General features: G+C 67.8%; 9 protein-coding genes. 8 read left to right on the top strand and 1 reads right to left on the bottom strand.

What is annotated here, in order from left to right:
• The first annotated feature begins 64 nt into the window (after positions 1 to 64).
• The 8 genes from KUF83_RS14595 to KUF83_RS14560 all read left to right on the top strand — a co-directional run bounded on the left by KUF83_RS14595 (position 65) and on the right by KUF83_RS14560 (position 13,809).
• Positions 65 to 3,964 (top strand): DNA-directed RNA polymerase subunit beta', encoded by a 3,900-nt coding sequence (locus KUF83_RS14595; protein ID WP_217455091.1) that lies wholly within the window; start codon positions 65 to 67, stop codon positions 3,962 to 3,964.
• A gap of 192 nt (positions 3,965 to 4,156) precedes the next feature.
• Complete coding sequence (locus tag KUF83_RS14590; protein WP_217455090.1) at positions 4,157 to 4,696, top strand: DUF1707 and DUF4190 domain-containing protein; 540 nt, start codon at positions 4,157 to 4,159, stop codon at positions 4,694 to 4,696.
• A gap of 291 nt (positions 4,697 to 4,987) precedes the next feature.
• Positions 4,988 to 5,359 (top strand): 30S ribosomal protein S12, encoded by a 372-nt coding sequence (gene rpsL / locus KUF83_RS14585; RefSeq protein ID WP_003948652.1) that lies wholly within the window; start codon positions 4,988 to 4,990, stop codon positions 5,357 to 5,359.
• Positions 5,360 to 5,361: 2 nt separating this feature from the next.
• Entirely contained in the window at positions 5,362 to 5,832 is a 471-nt protein-coding gene (gene rpsG / locus KUF83_RS14580; RefSeq protein ID WP_030345396.1) for a 30S ribosomal protein S7, read from the top strand.
• 39 nt (positions 5,833 to 5,871) lie between these two features.
• On the top strand, positions 5,872 to 8,001 hold the full coding sequence (fusA, locus tag KUF83_RS14575) for an elongation factor G (protein ID WP_217455089.1): 2,130 nt from the start codon (positions 5,872 to 5,874) through the stop codon (positions 7,999 to 8,001).
• A 164-nt stretch (positions 8,002 to 8,165) separates the two neighbouring features.
• A complete protein-coding gene (tuf, locus tag KUF83_RS14570) occupies positions 8,166 to 9,359 on the top strand; it encodes an elongation factor Tu (RefSeq protein WP_217455088.1) in 1,194 nt (397 codons plus the stop codon).
• Between the two features lie 248 nt (positions 9,360 to 9,607).
• Entirely contained in the window at positions 9,608 to 12,691 is a 3,084-nt protein-coding gene (locus tag KUF83_RS14565) for a glycosyl hydrolase 115 family protein (RefSeq protein WP_217455087.1), read from the top strand.
• Positions 12,692 to 12,726: 35 nt separating this feature from the next.
• Complete coding sequence (locus tag KUF83_RS14560) at positions 12,727 to 13,809, top strand: endo-1,4-beta-xylanase (protein WP_254643845.1); 1,083 nt, start codon at positions 12,727 to 12,729, stop codon at positions 13,807 to 13,809.
• 469 nt (positions 13,810 to 14,278) lie between these two features.
• On the opposite strand, the gene KUF83_RS14555 is transcribed toward KUF83_RS14560, so the two are convergent.
• Positions 14,279 to 15,928 carry a hypothetical protein gene (locus KUF83_RS14555; protein WP_217455086.1) on the bottom strand — a complete coding sequence of 550 codons (1,650 nt, stop codon included), beginning with the start codon at positions 15,926 to 15,928 and terminating at the stop codon, positions 14,279 to 14,281.
• Between the last annotated feature and the right edge of the window lie 99 nt (positions 15,929 to 16,027).

The raw sequence follows: 16,027 nt of genomic DNA, 5'->3' as shown, positions 1-16,027 counted from the left end.
TAACCAACCCCGGACCCCAGTCAGACCAGTGAAGAATCGACCCCGAAAGAGGGATTGACGACAAGTGCTCGACGTCAACTTCTTCGACGAGCTGCGGATCGGCCTTGCTACCGCTGACGACATTCGTCAGTGGTCCCACGGTGAGGTCAAGAAGCCGGAGACCATCAACTACCGCACCCTCAAGCCCGAGAAGGACGGACTCTTCTGCGAGAAGATCTTCGGTCCGACCCGGGACTGGGAGTGCTACTGCGGCAAGTACAAGCGCGTCCGCTTCAAGGGCATCATCTGCGAGCGCTGTGGCGTCGAGGTCACTCGCGCCAAGGTGCGTCGTGAGCGGATGGGCCACATCGAGCTTGCCGCTCCCGTCACCCACATCTGGTACTTCAAGGGCGTTCCGTCGCGGCTGGGCTACCTGCTCGACCTCGCCCCGAAGGACCTCGAGAAGGTCATCTACTTCGCCGCGTACATGATCACGTACGTCGACGACGAGCGCCGTACGCGTGACCTGCCCTCGCTGGAGGCGCACGTCTCCGTCGAGCGGCAGCAGGTCGAGAACCGTCGCGACTCCGACCTGGAGGCCCGCGCCAAGAAGCTCGAGACCGACCTGGCCGAGCTCGAGGCCGAGGGCGCCAAGGCCGACGTGCGCCGCAAGGTGCGCGAAGGTGCCGAGCGCGAGATGAAGCAGCTGCGTGACCGTGCGCAGCGCGAGATCGACCGTCTCGACGAGGTGTGGACCCGCTTCAAGAACCTCAAGGTCCAGGACCTCGAAGGTGACGAGCTCCTCTACCGCGAGCTGCGTGACCGTTTCGGCACGTACTTCGACGGTTCGATGGGTGCCGCGGCGCTGCAGAAGCGCCTGGAGTCCTTCGACCTCGACGAGGAGGCCGAGCGCCTCCGCGAGATCATCCGTACCGGCAAGGGCCAGAAGAAGACCCGTGCGCTCAAGCGCCTCAAGGTCGTCTCCGCGTTCCTGCAGACCAGCAACAGCCCCAAGGGCATGGTGCTCGACTGCGTGCCGGTCATCCCGCCGGACCTTCGCCCGATGGTGCAGCTGGACGGTGGCCGCTTCGCGACCTCCGACCTGAACGACCTGTACCGCCGTGTGATCAACCGGAACAACCGCCTGAAGCGGCTTCTCGACCTCGGCGCGCCCGAGATCATCGTGAACAACGAGAAGCGCATGCTCCAGGAGGCCGTGGACGCCCTCTTCGACAACGGTCGTCGTGGTCGCCCCGTCACCGGTCCCGGCAACCGCCCGCTGAAGTCCCTGAGCGACATGCTCAAGGGCAAGCAGGGTCGTTTCCGTCAGAACCTGCTCGGCAAGCGTGTGGACTACTCCGCGCGTTCCGTGATCGTCGTCGGTCCGCAGCTGAAGCTGCACCAGTGCGGTCTGCCGAAGGCGATGGCGCTGGAGCTCTTCAAGCCGTTCGTGATGAAGCGCCTGGTCGACCTGAACCACGCGCAGAACATCAAGAGCGCCAAGCGCATGGTGGAGCGCGGCCGCACGGTCGTGTACGACGTCCTCGAAGAGGTCATCGCCGAGCACCCGGTTCTGCTGAACCGTGCGCCCACCCTGCACCGCCTCGGCATCCAGGCCTTCGAGCCGCAGCTGGTCGAGGGCAAGGCCATCCAGATCCACCCGCTCGTCTGCACCGCGTTCAACGCGGACTTCGACGGTGACCAGATGGCCGTGCACCTGCCGCTCTCCGCGGAGGCGCAGGCCGAGGCCCGCATCCTGATGCTGTCCTCGAACAACATCCTCAAGCCCGCCGACGGCCGTCCGGTGACGATGCCGACCCAGGACATGGTCCTCGGTCTGTTCTTCCTCACCACCGACGGCGAGCTGCGGGACGTCAAGGGCGAGGGCCGGTCCTTCGGCTCCTCGGCCGAGGCGATCATGGCGTTCGACGCCGGCGAGCTCTCGCTGCAGTCGCGCGTGGACATCCGCTTCCCGGTGGGCACCATCCCGCCGCGCGGCTGGACCCCGCCGGCGCGTGAGGAGGGCGAGCCGGAGTGGCAGCAGGGTGACACCTTCCGCCTGAACACCACCCTGGGCCGCGCGCTCTTCAACGAGCTGCTGCCCGAGGACTACCCGTTCGTCGACTACGAGGTCGGCAAGAAGCAGCTCTCCGAGATCGTCAACGACCTCGCCGAGCGGTACCCCAAGGTCATCGTGGCGGCGACGCTCGACAACCTGAAGGCTTCCGGCTTCTTCTGGGCGACCCGTTCCGGCGTCACCGTGGCCATCTCCGACATCGTCGTTCCCGACGCGAAGCGCGCGATCGTCAAGGGCTACGAGGACCAGGACGAGAAGGTCCAGAAGCAGTACGAGCGTGGTCTGATCACCAAGGACGAGCGCACGCAGGAGCTCATCGCGATCTGGACCAAGGCGACCAACGAGGTCGCCGAGGCGATGAACGCGAACTTCCCGAAGACCAACCCGGTCTCCATGATGGTGAACTCGGGCGCTCGCGGAAACATGATGCAGATGCGTCAGATCGCCGGTATGCGTGGTCTGGTGTCGAACGCCAAGAACGAGACGATCCCTCGTCCCATCAAGGCGTCCTTCCGTGAGGGCCTGTCCGTGCTGGAGTACTTCATCTCCACGCACGGTGCCCGTAAGGGTCTGGCGGACACCGCCCTGCGTACCGCCGACTCGGGTTACCTCACCCGTCGTCTGGTCGACGTCTCGCAGGACGTCATCATTCGCGAGGAGGACTGCGGCACCGACCGCGGTCTGCGTCTGGAGATCGCCGAGCGCGGCGCCGACGGCGTCCTGCGCAAGGCGGAGAACGTCGAGACCAGCGTGTACGCACGTGCGCTGGCCGAGGACATCACCGTCGACGGGCGGGTGCTGGCCCCGGCCAACACCGACCTCGGCGACGTCCTCATCGACGAGCTCGTCAAGCACGGCATCGAGGAGGTCAAGACCCGTTCGGTCCTGACCTGCGAGTCCGCCGTCGGTACCTGCGCCATGTGCTACGGCCGTTCGCTGGCCACCGGCAAGCTGGTCGACATCGGTGAGGCGGTCGGCATCATCGCCGCCCAGTCCATCGGTGAGCCCGGCACGCAGCTGACGATGCGTACCTTCCACACCGGTGGTGTGGCCGGTGACGACATCACCCAGGGTCTGCCCCGTGTCGTCGAGCTCTTCGAGGCTCGTACGCCGAAGGGTGTCGCCCCGATCTCCGAGGCCTCCGGCCGCGTGCGGATCGAGGAGACCGAGAAGACCAAGAAGCTCGTCGTCACCCCCGACGACGGCAGCGACGAGACGGCGTTCCCGATCTCGAAGCGTGCCCGTCTGCTGGTGGGCGAGGGCGACCACGTCGAGGTGGGCCAGAAGCTCACCGTGGGTGCCACCAACCCGCACGACGTGCTGCGCATCCTGGGTCAGCGTGCCGTCCAGGTCCACCTGGTCGGCGAAGTCCAGCGGGTCTACAACTCGCAGGGCGTGTCGATCCACGACAAGCACATCGAGATCATCATCCGGCAGATGCTCCGCCGCGTGACGATCATCGAGTCGGGCGACGCGGAGCTGCTGCCCGGCGAGCTCGTCGAGCGGTCGAAGTTCGAGACCGAGAACCGTCGTGTGGTCCAGGAAGGCGGCCACCCGGCCTCCGGCCGTCCGCAGCTGATGGGTATCACCAAGGCGTCGCTGGCCACCGAGTCGTGGCTGTCGGCGGCGTCCTTCCAGGAGACGACCAGGGTTCTGACGGACGCGGCGATCAACGCCAAGTCCGACTCCCTGATCGGCCTCAAGGAGAACGTCATCATCGGTAAGCTCATCCCGGCCGGTACGGGTCTGTCCCGCTACCGCAACATCCGGGTCGAGCCGACCGAGGAGGCCAAGGCCGCGATGTACTCGGCCGTCGGCTACGACGACATCGACTACTCGCCGTTCGGCACGGGCTCCGGCCAGGCCGTTCCGCTGGAGGACTACGACTACGGTCCGTACAACCAGTAAGCGAGCGTCTGCTTGAGTCGAAGGGCGGTCACCCCGGTGGGGTGGCCGCCCTTCGGCGTGCCGGCCGGTGTCTGGGATGGTGTCCTCGGACGGTCCGGGGGAAGTCGTCGTATCCATGCGGTGCAGGCCCTGTGCCGGAAATGCCGTGTTGGCGCATGATGGAGACCCAGCCAGTCCGGGGGAGGTGCTCCCGTGTCGTATCCGTCGCCGTGGCAGCCGGGGCAGGGGTGGAACAGTCCGCGTTCCCGGCAGGAGCAGGCCGGGCACTCGATGCTCGCCTCGAACGCCGACCGGGAGCGTGCCGTGGACGTGCTCAGAGCGGGCTTCGGCGAGGGGCGGATGCAGCAGCCCGAGTTCGAGAAGCGGGTGGCGCGGGCGTACGAGGCCCGTACGGTGGGCGAGCTGGCCCTTCTGGTGGCCGACCTGCCTCAGGGGCCCGTACCGCTGCCGGCGGCCTTCGGGCCCGTACCACGGACGTTCCTGCCCGCTGTGGCGCAGAGGACCAACGAGAAGGCCGTCGGGTCGGCGATCTGCGGTGTGCTCTGCCTGGTGACGGTCGGGCTCACCGGGATTCCCGCGGTGATCCTGGGCCACACCGCCCGCTCCGAGATCCGGCGGACGGGCGAGGGCGGCGACGGTCTCGCGCTCACCGGGCTGGTCTTCGGATGGGTGTCCACCGCGGGCTGGGCGCTGGTGCTGACCCTGCTGCTCGCCGCGCTCCTGGCGCTCTGAGGAAGATCACAGCGGGGGCGGACGCTTGGCATGGTCCGCTCAGGGTAGTGAGCGCTGCCCATTTGTTTTGACCGCAGCGTATGAGGTAGGTACGCTCAGACCTTGTGCCTGGGGTGTGCCCTGGCTCCCGTGCGTGCCTTCAACCGCACTAGGGGAGTCGTCACCGGCCACCGCAATCTGCGCCCCTCCCGCCTTGCGGCGGGAATCTGCAGTATTCGACACACCCGACCGCGTGGGTCGGCGGTGTTCCAGGTTAGCTTCACCATTCGGCACACAGAAACCGGAGAAGTAGTGCCTACGATCCAGCAGCTGGTCCGGAAGGGCCGGCAGGACAAGGTCGAGAAGAACAAGACGCCCGCACTCGAGGGTTCGCCCCAGCGTCGCGGCGTCTGCACGCGTGTGTTCACGACCACCCCGAAGAAGCCGAACTCGGCCCTGCGTAAGGTCGCGCGTGTGCGTCTGACCAGCGGGATCGAAGTCACCGCTTACATTCCGGGTGAGGGACACAACCTGCAGGAGCACTCCATCGTGCTCGTGCGTGGTGGCCGTGTGAAGGACCTGCCGGGTGTTCGCTACAAGATCATCCGAGGTTCCCTGGACACCCAGGGTGTCAAGAACCGCAAGCAGGCCCGCAGCCGCTACGGCGCCAAGAAGGAGAAGTAGAAATGCCTCGTAAGGGCCCCGCCCCGAAGCGCCCGGTCATCATCGACCCGGTCTACGGTTCTCCTCTTGTCACGTCGCTCATCAACAAGGTGCTGCTGAACGGCAAGCGCTCCACCGCCGAGCGCATCGTCTACGGCGCCATGGAGGGCCTGCGCGAGAAGACCGGCAACGACCCGGTCATCACGCTGAAGCGCGCTCTGGAGAACATCAAGCCGACCCTCGAGGTCAAGTCCCGCCGTGTCGGTGGCGCCACCTACCAGGTGCCGGTCGAGGTCAAGCCCGGCCGCGCGAGCACCCTGGCGCTGCGCTGGCTGGTCGGTTACTCCCGCGCCCGTCGCGAGAAGACCATGACCGAGCGTCTGCTCAACGAACTTCTCGACGCGTCCAACGGCCTTGGTGCCGCTGTGAAGAAGCGCGAGGACACCCACAAGATGGCCGAGTCCAACAAGGCCTTCGCGCACTACCGCTGGTAGTCGCAACCCACATCGAGACCGAGAGAAGACCGAAGCCTTATGGCTACCACTTCACTTGACCTGGCCAAGGTCCGCAACATCGGGATCATGGCCCACATCGACGCGGGCAAGACGACCACCACCGAGCGGATCCTCTTCTACACCGGCGTCAGCTACAAGATCGGTGAGGTCCACGACGGCGCTGCCACCATGGACTGGATGGAGCAGGAGCAGGAGCGTGGCATCACGATCACCTCTGCTGCGACCACCTGTCACTGGCCGCTCGAGGACAACGACTACACGATCAACATCATCGACACCCCCGGGCACGTCGACTTCACGGTCGAGGTGGAGCGTTCGCTCCGCGTCCTCGACGGTGCCGTCACGGTGTTCGACGGTGTCGCCGGTGTCGAGCCGCAGTCCGAGACCGTGTGGCGTCAGGCCGACCGCTACGGCGTGCCGCGTATCTGCTTCGTGAACAAGCTCGACCGGACCGGCGCGGAGTTCCACCGCTGCGTCGACATGATCAAGGACCGCCTCGGTGCGCAGCCCCTGGTCATGCAGCTTCCGATCGGTGCCGAGATGGACTTCAAGGGCGTTGTGGACCTGGTCCGCATGAAGGCGCTCGTGTGGTCCGCCGAGGCGGCGAAGGGCGAGATGTACGACGTCGTCGACATCCCGGCCACGCACACCGAGGCGGCCGAGGAGTACCGCGGTCTGCTGATCGAGGCCGTCGCGGAGAACGACGAAGAGATCATGGAGCTGTACCTGGAGGGCCAGGAGCCCACCGAGGAGCAGCTGTACGCCGCGATCCGTCGCATCACCATCGCGTCCGGCAAGTCCAACGACACCACGGTCACCCCGGTGTTCTGTGGCACCGCGTTCAAGAACAAGGGCGTCCAGCCCCTGCTCGACGCGGTCGTGCGCTACCTGCCGACCCCCCTCGACGTGGAGGCCATCGAAGGCCACGACGTCAAGGACCCCGAGGTCGTCATCAAGCGCAAGCCGTCCGTGGACGAGCCGCTGTCCGCCCTCGCGTTCAAGATCATGAGCGACCCGCACCTGGGCAAGCTCACCTTCGTCCGGGTCTACTCGGGCCGCCTGGAGTCCGGCACCGCCGTGCTGAACTCCGTCAAGGGCAAGAAGGAGCGCATCGGCAAGATCTACCGCATGCACGCGAACAAGCGTGAGGAGATCGAGTCGGTGGGCGCCGGCGACATCGTCGCCGTGATGGGCCTGAAGCAGACCACCACCGGTGAGACGCTCTCGGACGACAAGAACCCGGTCATCCTGGAGTCCATGGACTTCCCGGCGCCGGTCATTCAGGTCGCCATCGAGCCCAAGTCCAAGGGTGACCAGGAGAAGCTGGGTGTAGCCATCCAGCGTCTCGCGGAGGAGGACCCCTCCTTCCAGGTTCACTCGGACGAGGAGACCGGCCAGACCATCATCGGCGGTATGGGCGAGCTGCACCTCGAGGTGCTGGTCGACCGTATGCGCCGTGAGTTCAAGGTCGAGGCCAACGTCGGTAAGCCGCAGGTCGCCTACCGTGAGACGATCCGCAAGGCCGTCGAGCGCGTGGACTACACCCACAAGAAGCAGACCGGTGGTACCGGTCAGTTCGCCAAGGTGCAGATCGCGATCGAGCCCATCACCGAGACCGACGGTCCGGCGTACGAGTTCGTGAACAAGGTGACCGGTGGCCGTATCCCGCGGGAGTACATCCCGTCGGTGGACGCCGGTGCGCAGGAGGCCATGCAGTTCGGCATCCTCGCCGGGTACGAGATGACGGGTGTCCGCATCACGCTTCTCGACGGTGCCTACCACGAGGTCGACTCCTCCGAGCTCGCCTTCAAGATCGCCGGTTCGCAGGCCTTCAAGGAGGCCGCGCGCAAGGCCAGCCCCGTGCTGCTCGAGCCGATGATGGCCGTCGAGGTCACCACGCCCGAGGACTACATGGGCGAGGTCATCGGCGACATCAACTCCCGCCGTGGCCAGATCCAGGCCATGGAGGAGCGTGCCGGTGCCCGCGTCGTGAAGGGCCTCGTGCCCCTCTCGGAGATGTTCGGCTACGTCGGCGACCTCCGCAGCAAGACCTCGGGTCGCGCAAGCTACTCGATGCAGTTCGACTCCTACGCCGAGGTTCCCCGGAACGTCGCCGAGGAGATCATCGCGAAGGCCAAGGGCGAGTAACACACACCGTTTGCACGCTTTAGGCTTGACACCGACCGCAGGGCCCCGAACCGGGGGGACGAGGGATCGTCCTGTCCGGGGAGGGTCCCGCGGGCGGCATCCCAGCAAAGATCACCTGGCGCCGATGAGTAAGGCGTACCAGAACCACTCCGCAGGAGGATTCAGTGGCGAAGGCAAAGTTCGAGCGGACTAAGCCGCACGTCAACATCGGCACCATCGGTCACATCGACCACGGTAAGACGACCCTCACGGCCGCCATTACCAAGGTGCTGCACGACGCGTACCCGGACCTGAACGAGGCCTCGGCCTTCGACCAGATCGACAAGGCTCCCGAAGAGCGCCAGCGCGGTATCACGATCTCGATCGCGCACGTCGAGTACCAGACCGAGACGCGGCACTACGCCCACGTCGACTGCCCGGGTCACGCGGACTACATCAAGAACATGATCACGGGTGCGGCGCAGATGGACGGCGCCATCCTCGTCGTCGCCGCCACGGACGGCCCGATGCCGCAGACCAAGGAGCACGTGCTCCTGGCCCGCCAGGTCGGCGTTCCGTACATCGTCGTCGCCCTGAACAAGGCCGACATGGTGGACGACGAGGAGATCCTGGAGCTCGTCGAGCTCGAGGTCCGTGAGCTCCTCTCCGAGTACGAGTTCCCGGGCGACGACCTGCCGGTCGTCAAGGTCTCGGCGCTCAAGGCCCTCGAGGGTGACGCGGAGTGGGGCAAGTCCGTCCTCGACCTGATGAAGGCCGTCGACGAGTCCATCCCGCAGCCCGAGCGTGACGTCGACAAGCCGTTCCTCATGCCCATCGAGGACGTCTTCACGATCACCGGTCGTGGCACGGTCGTCACCGGTCGTATCGAGCGTGGTGTCCTCAAGGTCAACGAGACCGTCGACATCGTCGGCATCAAGACCGAGAAGACCACCACCACGGTCACCGGCATCGAGATGTTCCGCAAGCTGCTCGACGAGGGCCAGGCCGGTGAGAACGTCGGTCTGCTCCTCCGTGGCATCAAGCGCGAGGACGTCGAGCGCGGCCAGGTCATCATCAAGCCCGGCTCGGTCACGCCGCACACCTCGTTCGAGGCCCAGGCGTACATCCTGTCCAAGGACGAGGGTGGCCGTCACACGCCGTTCTTCAACAACTACCGTCCCCAGTTCTACTTCCGTACGACTGACGTGACCGGTGTTGTGACCCTTCCCGACGGCACCGAGATGGTGATGCCGGGCGACAACACTGAGATGACCGTTGAGCTCATCCAGCCCGTCGCCATGGAGGAGGGCCTGAAGTTCGCCATCCGTGAGGGTGGCCGGACCGTGGGCGCCGGCCAGGTCACCAAGATCAACAAGTAGGTTTCACCTACCTGTCGGGCTTGACGCCTGGTAGCTCCAGCATCAGCTGAGCTCCTTGAAGGGGCCCGTACGACTCCGGTCGTACGGGCCCCTTTGCCGTGCCCGGACGGCCCCTGGAGCGCGCGTCGAAATGATTCGTTACGAAACTATTCGACGTCTACGACCCATTCCCCTCAGGGGTCACTCCCTCCACCATTTGTCATGCCGCTGAGCAAATTCGGGACGACGACACGTTCGAGGGGTGTGGCATGTCTGGAGGCGTCAGCCGTAGAGCCGTTCTAGGGGCGGGGACCGGGCTGGTGGCGTTGCCCGCGGTGCCCGGTCTGTCCGGGGTCGCACGGGCGCAGGACGCGCCTGGGGCCCCGACCGACCCGGGGGCGTACATCTCCTTCTCGCCGAAGCCGGGCGCGTTCCCGCTGGTGGGCGCGCCGGTCGTGGTCAGCGCCGACGACCACCCCGGAGTCGTACGGGTCGCGGGCGACCTCCGTGACGACATCGAGCGGGTCACGGGCGTGCGGCCCGGCTCCTCGGTGGCGCGGGAGATCGTCCTGGTGGGGACGGTCGGGCGCAGTCCGCTGATCGACGGGCTGGTCGCGGCCGGAAAGCTCGACGTCCGCGGGATCCGCGGCAAGTGGGAGACCTCGCTGCAGACCGTGGTCGAGCGGCCGATGCCGGGGGTGGAGCGGGCGTTCGTGGTGGCCGGCAGCGATCCGCGCGGCACGATCTTCGGGGCGTACGACGTCTCGTACGGGATCGGGGTCTCGCCCTGGTACTGGTGGGACGACGTGCGTCCGGTGCGCCGCAGTGCGGTGTACGTGCTGCCGGGGCGCTTCAGCCAGGGCACACCCGCGGTGAAGTACCGGGGGATCTTCATCAACGACGAGAACCCTGCGCTGGGGACGTGGGCGCCCGCCTTCTTCGGGCCGGGCAAGGCGCCCGGGCATGCCGGCGGCTTCACCGCGGACTTCTACGCGAAGGTCTTCGAGGTACTGCTGCGGCTGAAGGCGAACTACCTGTGGCCGGCGGTGTGGGGGAGGGCGTTCGCGGAGGACGACCCGGAGAACCACGCACGGGCGAAGGCGTACGGGATTGTCATGGGCACGTCTCATGAGGCGCCGATGATGCGGGGCATCGAGGAGTGGAACCGGCACGCGGTGCCCGCCGTGCGGGACAGCGCGGGGAACATCGTGACGCCGGGGCGGGACCCGTACGGCGGTACGGGGGAGTGGTCGTTCCGGCGGAACGCGGAGGCCGTCAAGGCGTACTGGCGCGACGGCATCGAGCGCATGACCGACCAGGACTTCGAAGGCGTCGTCACGCTCGGGATGCGCGGGAACGGCGACACGAGCCTGCCGGACGGCGACGCCATCGAACTGATGCAGGAGATCATCGCGACGCAGAGATCGATCATCGAGGACGTCACCGGCCGCCCGGCCTCCGAGACCCCGCAGGTGTGGACGCTCTACAAGGAGGTCCAGCGCTACTGGGACCGCGGCCTGCGCGCGCCGGACGACGTGACGGTCGTGCTCACCGACGACAACTGGGGGAACATCCGCAAGCATCCGGATCCGGCGGAGGCCGCGCGGGCCGGAGGCTACGGGCTCTACTACCACTTCGACTACGTCGGCGTCGGCCGCAACTACAAGTGGGTGGACACCACGTCGCTGCCGAACCTGTGGGACCAGCTCCACCAGGCGGTCGAGTACGGGAACCGCGAACTGTGGGTCACGAACGTCGGCGACCTCAAGGGCAACGAACTGCCGACGGAGTTCTTCCTCGACCACGCCTGGAACCCGGAACGCTGGCCGCTGGAGAGCATCGGGGAGTGGGAGCGGCGGTACGCGGCCCAGAACTTCGGCGCGGCGCAGGCGGAGGCGATCGCCGAGGTGCTGGCGAGATACGCGCAGCTCCAGTCGCGCCGCAAGCCCGAACTGCTGAACCGCAGGATCACGCTGGTCGACGGGAAGGTCGTGTACGACGACCGGGAGACGCCTTTCCACTTCGGTCATCGCGAACTGGAGCGGGTCACGCAGGAGTGGCGGCGGCTGGGGAAGGACGCGGAGCGGATCGGCCGAAGACTTCCCGCCGGGGACCAGGACGCCTGGTTCGAGCTGGTCGGGTACGAGGTGGAGGCGACGGCCAACCTGTACGGGCTGCGGGAGGCGGAGTTCACCAACCTGCTGTACGCCGGGCAGGGGCGGGCCGCGACCAACGGCCTGGCGGCCGAGGCGGAGGCCGGGCTGGCCCGTGACTTCGCACTCGCCGAGCGCTTCAACTCCCGGGTGGCGGGCGGCAAGTGGCGGGGTTTCCAGACGCAGCCGCACATCGGGTACGGGGACGTGGAACGGTACGGGCCGAACGCGCCCTGGCAGCAGCCCGAGCGGAACAACGTGGCGCTGCCCGACGAGATCTTCCCGGCGGTGAAGCGGATCGACGTGCCGGCGGGGGCCTCGATGGGCGTGGCGGTGGACGGGACGGAGTCGGGGGAGTGGTGGCCGGGTGGGTCGTCGGGCGCGCCCGTACTGCCTGTCTTCAGCCCGTACCAGACCCGGCCCGACCAGTACATCGAGGTCTTCAACCGGGGCCGGGAGGCCTTCGACTACCGGATCACCTCCCATGTGCCGTGGCTCGTGGTCGACCGGCCGCGGGGCCGGGTCGACCAGCAGGTGCGGGCCGTGCTGACCGTCGACTGGGCGAAGGCGCCGCGGGGGCGGACCGAGGCGTCGGTGACCGTGGAGGGGGCCGGGGCGACGGTCACGGTCGCGGTGATCGCCGAGCGGCCGCCGGCGAGCGGGCTGCGGGGGTTCGTGGAGGCGGGCGGGTACGTCGCCCTCGACGCCGAGCACTTCACGCGCTCGGTGGGCACATGGCGCCGTATCGACGGGATCGGCCGCACGGGCGCGGGCGTGACGCCGTGGCCGGTGACCGCTCCGCGGCGCACGCCGGGCGGCTCGTCCCCCCGGCTGGAGTACGAGGTGAGCCTGCTGTCCGCGGGGCCGGTCACGGTGTGGGTCTATCTGCCACCGCGCAACCCGGCCCTGCCGACGGGCGGACTGAAGTACGGGATCTCGTTCGACGGGGACGCGCCGCAGACCGTCGACATCCACGCGGCCACCGGAGCCGACGACGGCCTGATGGACATCGAGTGGGCCCGCAACACCTCGGACAACGTCAACCGCACGTCTACGCGCCACATGATCGGGGCGGCCGGGGTGCACCGGCTGAAGTTCTGGACGGTCGACCCGACGGTGGTGCTGCAACGCCTGGTGATCGACACGGGCGGGCTGGAGCCCACGTATCTGGGACCGCCGGAGAGCCACCGCATCCGCTGAGCCGTACTCGTTCGTACTCCTTGGAGGGACCGCACATGAAGTACTTCCGCATGCCCCTGGTCGGGCTGCTGAGCGCGACACTGCTGGTGGCGGGCGTCGGGACGGCCACGGCCGACGAGACTCCGCAGGGTTTCGGCCGCTCGGGAACGGCTCCGCTGCGGGCGCTCGCCGACCGCGCCGGCCTGCGCATCGGCACGGCCGTGGACATGGCGGCGCTGGCCGACGACGAGGCGTACCGACGGACGACCGGGCGCGAGTTCAACTCCGTCACCGCTGAGAACGTCATGAAGTGGGAGGTCGTGGAGCCGGCGCGGGGGACGTACGACTGGTCGGGGGCGGACGCGCTGGTGCGGTTCGCGCGCGAGCGGGGGCAGGTGGTCCGCGGCCACACGCTGGTGTGGCACAGCCAGTTGCCGGGATGGCTGACGGCAGGGGTGGCGGACGGTTCGATCGGGGCAGAGGAGCTTCGGGGGATCCTGCGCAAGCACGTCACCACGGAGGTCAAGCGGTACAAGGGGAAGATCCAGCAGTGGGACGTGGTGAACGAGGTCTTCGAGGAGGACGGTTCGCTGCGGAACTCGATCTGGCTGCAGAAACTCGGCCCGTCCTACATCGCCGACGCCTTCCGCTGGGCGCACGCGGCGGACCCGAAGGCGAAGCTCTTCCTGAACGACTACAACGTGGAGGGCGTCAACGCGAAGTCCACGGCCTACTACGACCTGGCGAAGCGGCTGCGGGCGGAGGGCGTTCCGGTGCAGGGCTTCGGTATCCAGGGACACCTGGCGATCCAGTACGGGTTCCCGGGGGACGTGCCGGGGAACCTCGCGCGGTTCGAACGGCTGGGCATGCAGACCGCTTTCACCGAGGTGGACGTCCGGATGATCCTGCCGGTGGATGAGGAGAAGCTCGCCACACAGGCCACGTACTTCCGGAGGCTGCTGGACGCCTGCCTGGGGGCGCGGAGCTGCAGGTCCTTCACCGTGTGGGGGTTCACGGACAAGTACTCGTGGGTGCCCGGGGTTTTCGCGGGGCAGGGGGCGGCGACGCTGACGGGGGAGGACTTCGGGCGGAAGCCGGCTCATGGGGCTGTGCGGGAAGGGCTGGCGGAGGGGCGTTGACGTCGACCAGGGGCTGTGTCAGCCGGTGCCCTCGGGCTTGACTGCCCTCGGGCTTGACCTTCTCCTTGTCCGCGTAGCGCGGCAGGTTCTCCGTCGAGATCGTCCAGTCGCCGAGGGCGTAGTCGCGCATCTTGCCGACCCAGTCGTTTGTTCTGGAGTTGTCTCGCTGAATGGCTTGCTGGGTGTCTCGGTTGTCGCGGGGCGAGCACATGTCCGCCAACCGGACGGAAATCCAGCTGAGTTGGTGATTGTCACCCTTGTGGGCGACGCGGCCTCGCGGTGCTGACGTGGTGCCGGAACGAGGCTGACGAGGTGCCTGGCGCGGCCCTCAGGCGGAGGGCCGGGTTGGGTTTGGTGGGGTTCTCCCGAAGTTCTTTGAAGAGCTTCGACGTCGTGCGGGACCGGTCTGCCGTTTACCGGGACGGGAAGTTCCGGGGGCCGGTGGCGGCGGGACACGGCACGGGGCTGGTCACCCCGAGGCCAGCTGTTCCGCTATCTCCGCGATCCAACCGCCGGTCTTCGCCGGGTCGTTGAGGGTCTCAGCCCACGCTTCCGGCTCCAGCTTGTGCTTGGCGGGGCCGGACTTGAGAGCGATGAGCAGGGATCTGGCGGACTCCCGCATCTCGGCCGTCGTGCCGCCGCTCCCGGAGATGTCGGGACCCGCCGCCAGGGCGTAGATCTCGCGCGCCATGGCCTGGCGTTCGCCCTTCGACACCTTCTTCCAGAACTTCAGGGCATGCTGCAGTGACTCCTTGCGGGACGCGGCCTCCGCGGGGGTCTCGCCCTTCGCCGCCCAGCGCTCGGGGTGGTGAACCTCTTCGTAGCGCTTCGTGGCGGCGCGGAGCGCCTTGTACAGGGTGACGCCGAGGACGAGGCCGGCCCCGGCCCCGGCGAGGCCCCATCCGACCGGGTTGCTCGCGAGTCCGACCGTTCCCGCCGCGACCGCCGTCACGATGCCGGCCGCGGCCTTGGTGGACTCGCCCCCGCCGCTGACCGTCTCCTTGCCCATCTTGGTGAGCTGCTTCTTCTTCGCGTACCCCTGCACGGTGCTCAGCTTTTCCACGTCTTGTTCGGCGTGCTGGAGGGTCTCGGCGGCGTCACGGGCCTCGCCCATCGCCTCCCAGGCGGCGTCGATGGCCTCGGAGACGAGCTCCAGCCGTTCCGGGCCGTCGTGGGCCCAGTAGGCGTCCAGTGCGACGTAGGCCTCCGCGGCGGCCCAGCCGGCCTGCTCCCGCGACTCGTTCAGCCGGGCCAGTGACCCTGCCTGGACGACGTGGGGGTCTCCCAACTTCTTGATCTGCCGGTACTTGGTGGCCGCCCCGCCGACGCGGAAGGCGGACCGCATGCCCTTGATCGCGCCGATGGAGGCGCTGGCGATACCGCTCGCCTCGGACGCCACCGCGGCGTTCGCCGCCTTCTGGACCTTGGTCACCTCCTTGGCGATGGCGGCGCTGTAGCTTCCCGAGTTGGCGGCGCCGACAACCGCGTCCGCCCCCTTGGTCCTGGCCTTCTTCTTCGCCGTGTGGTGGTGGGCCCCGGTCTCGTGCTTCTTGGCGTCCTTCATGTTCTTGTACGCGTCCATGCCACTGACCACGGTGCCGGCGGCCTCCGTGAGGAGGTTCCCCGACGCCGCGGAGGTCCCCGAGGCGGCGGTGGAGTGCTTGAGGCCCTCATTGGCCGAGACGGCGGCCTGCTGGGTGAAGGCCGCGTTGGTGGGGGTCTGGAAGCCCTTGATGAAGGTGTCGATGGGTTCGAGATTCTTCTTGAACCTGTCGAGGAGCGCGGCGATCCGGTCGCGGTAGTTCTTCTTCGCTCCGGCGCTCTTCGCTCCGGCGGACGCGCCGCCGTTCTCCGCCGCGCTGTCTCTCTCGGTGTCCCGGGAAGGGCCTGAGGCGGGGTCTCGGGCGGGGTCTCTGGCCGTGTCCCGGGCCGTGTCCCGGGCGCGCTGAACCGCCGCGGTCGTGGCCCGGTTGCCGGCGCGGGACTGCATCGCGAGGAGGGCGTGCTCCGTCGAGCGTGCGGACGTACTCCCGGTCCGGCTCCCTTCCCGGCGCTGCTGGGCCGCCGTCAGGATGGCCGCGGACTGCCGTGGCGAGGTGCGGTGGATCGGGGTGCTCATGGATGGGCCTCTCCTGTACCGGACCGGGCGAGGCGAAGGTAGCCGTACCCGGCGAACAGGAGGGGAGCGGCGGGGAAACTCCTCGCGGATGCTGTGGGG

It is taken from the genome of Streptomyces sp. BV286, assembly GCF_019090165.1.
Lineage (GTDB): Bacteria > Actinomycetota > Actinomycetes > Streptomycetales > Streptomycetaceae > Streptomyces.
The sequence above is the reverse complement of the archived record's forward strand: the minus strand, read 5'-3'. Positions and strand labels throughout refer to the sequence as shown.

What these genes read in the sequence shown, in the direction of transcription:
- rpsG (WP_030345396.1), top strand. Translation starts at nt 5,362, where the DNA reads ATGCCTCGTAAGGGCCCCGCCCCGAAGCGCCCGGTCATCATCGACCCG.
- fusA (WP_217455089.1), top strand. Translation starts at nt 5,872, where the DNA reads ATGGCTACCACTTCACTTGACCTGGCCAAGGTCCGCAACATCGGGATC.
- KUF83_RS14565 (WP_217455087.1), top strand. Translation starts at nt 9,608, where the DNA reads ATGTCTGGAGGCGTCAGCCGTAGAGCCGTTCTAGGGGCGGGGACCGGG.
- KUF83_RS14560 (WP_254643845.1), top strand. Translation starts at nt 12,727, where the DNA reads ATGAAGTACTTCCGCATGCCCCTGGTCGGGCTGCTGAGCGCGACACTG.
- KUF83_RS14555 (WP_217455086.1), bottom strand. Translation starts at nt 15,928, where the DNA reads ATGAGCACCCCGATCCACCGCACCTCGCCACGGCAGTCCGCGGCCATC.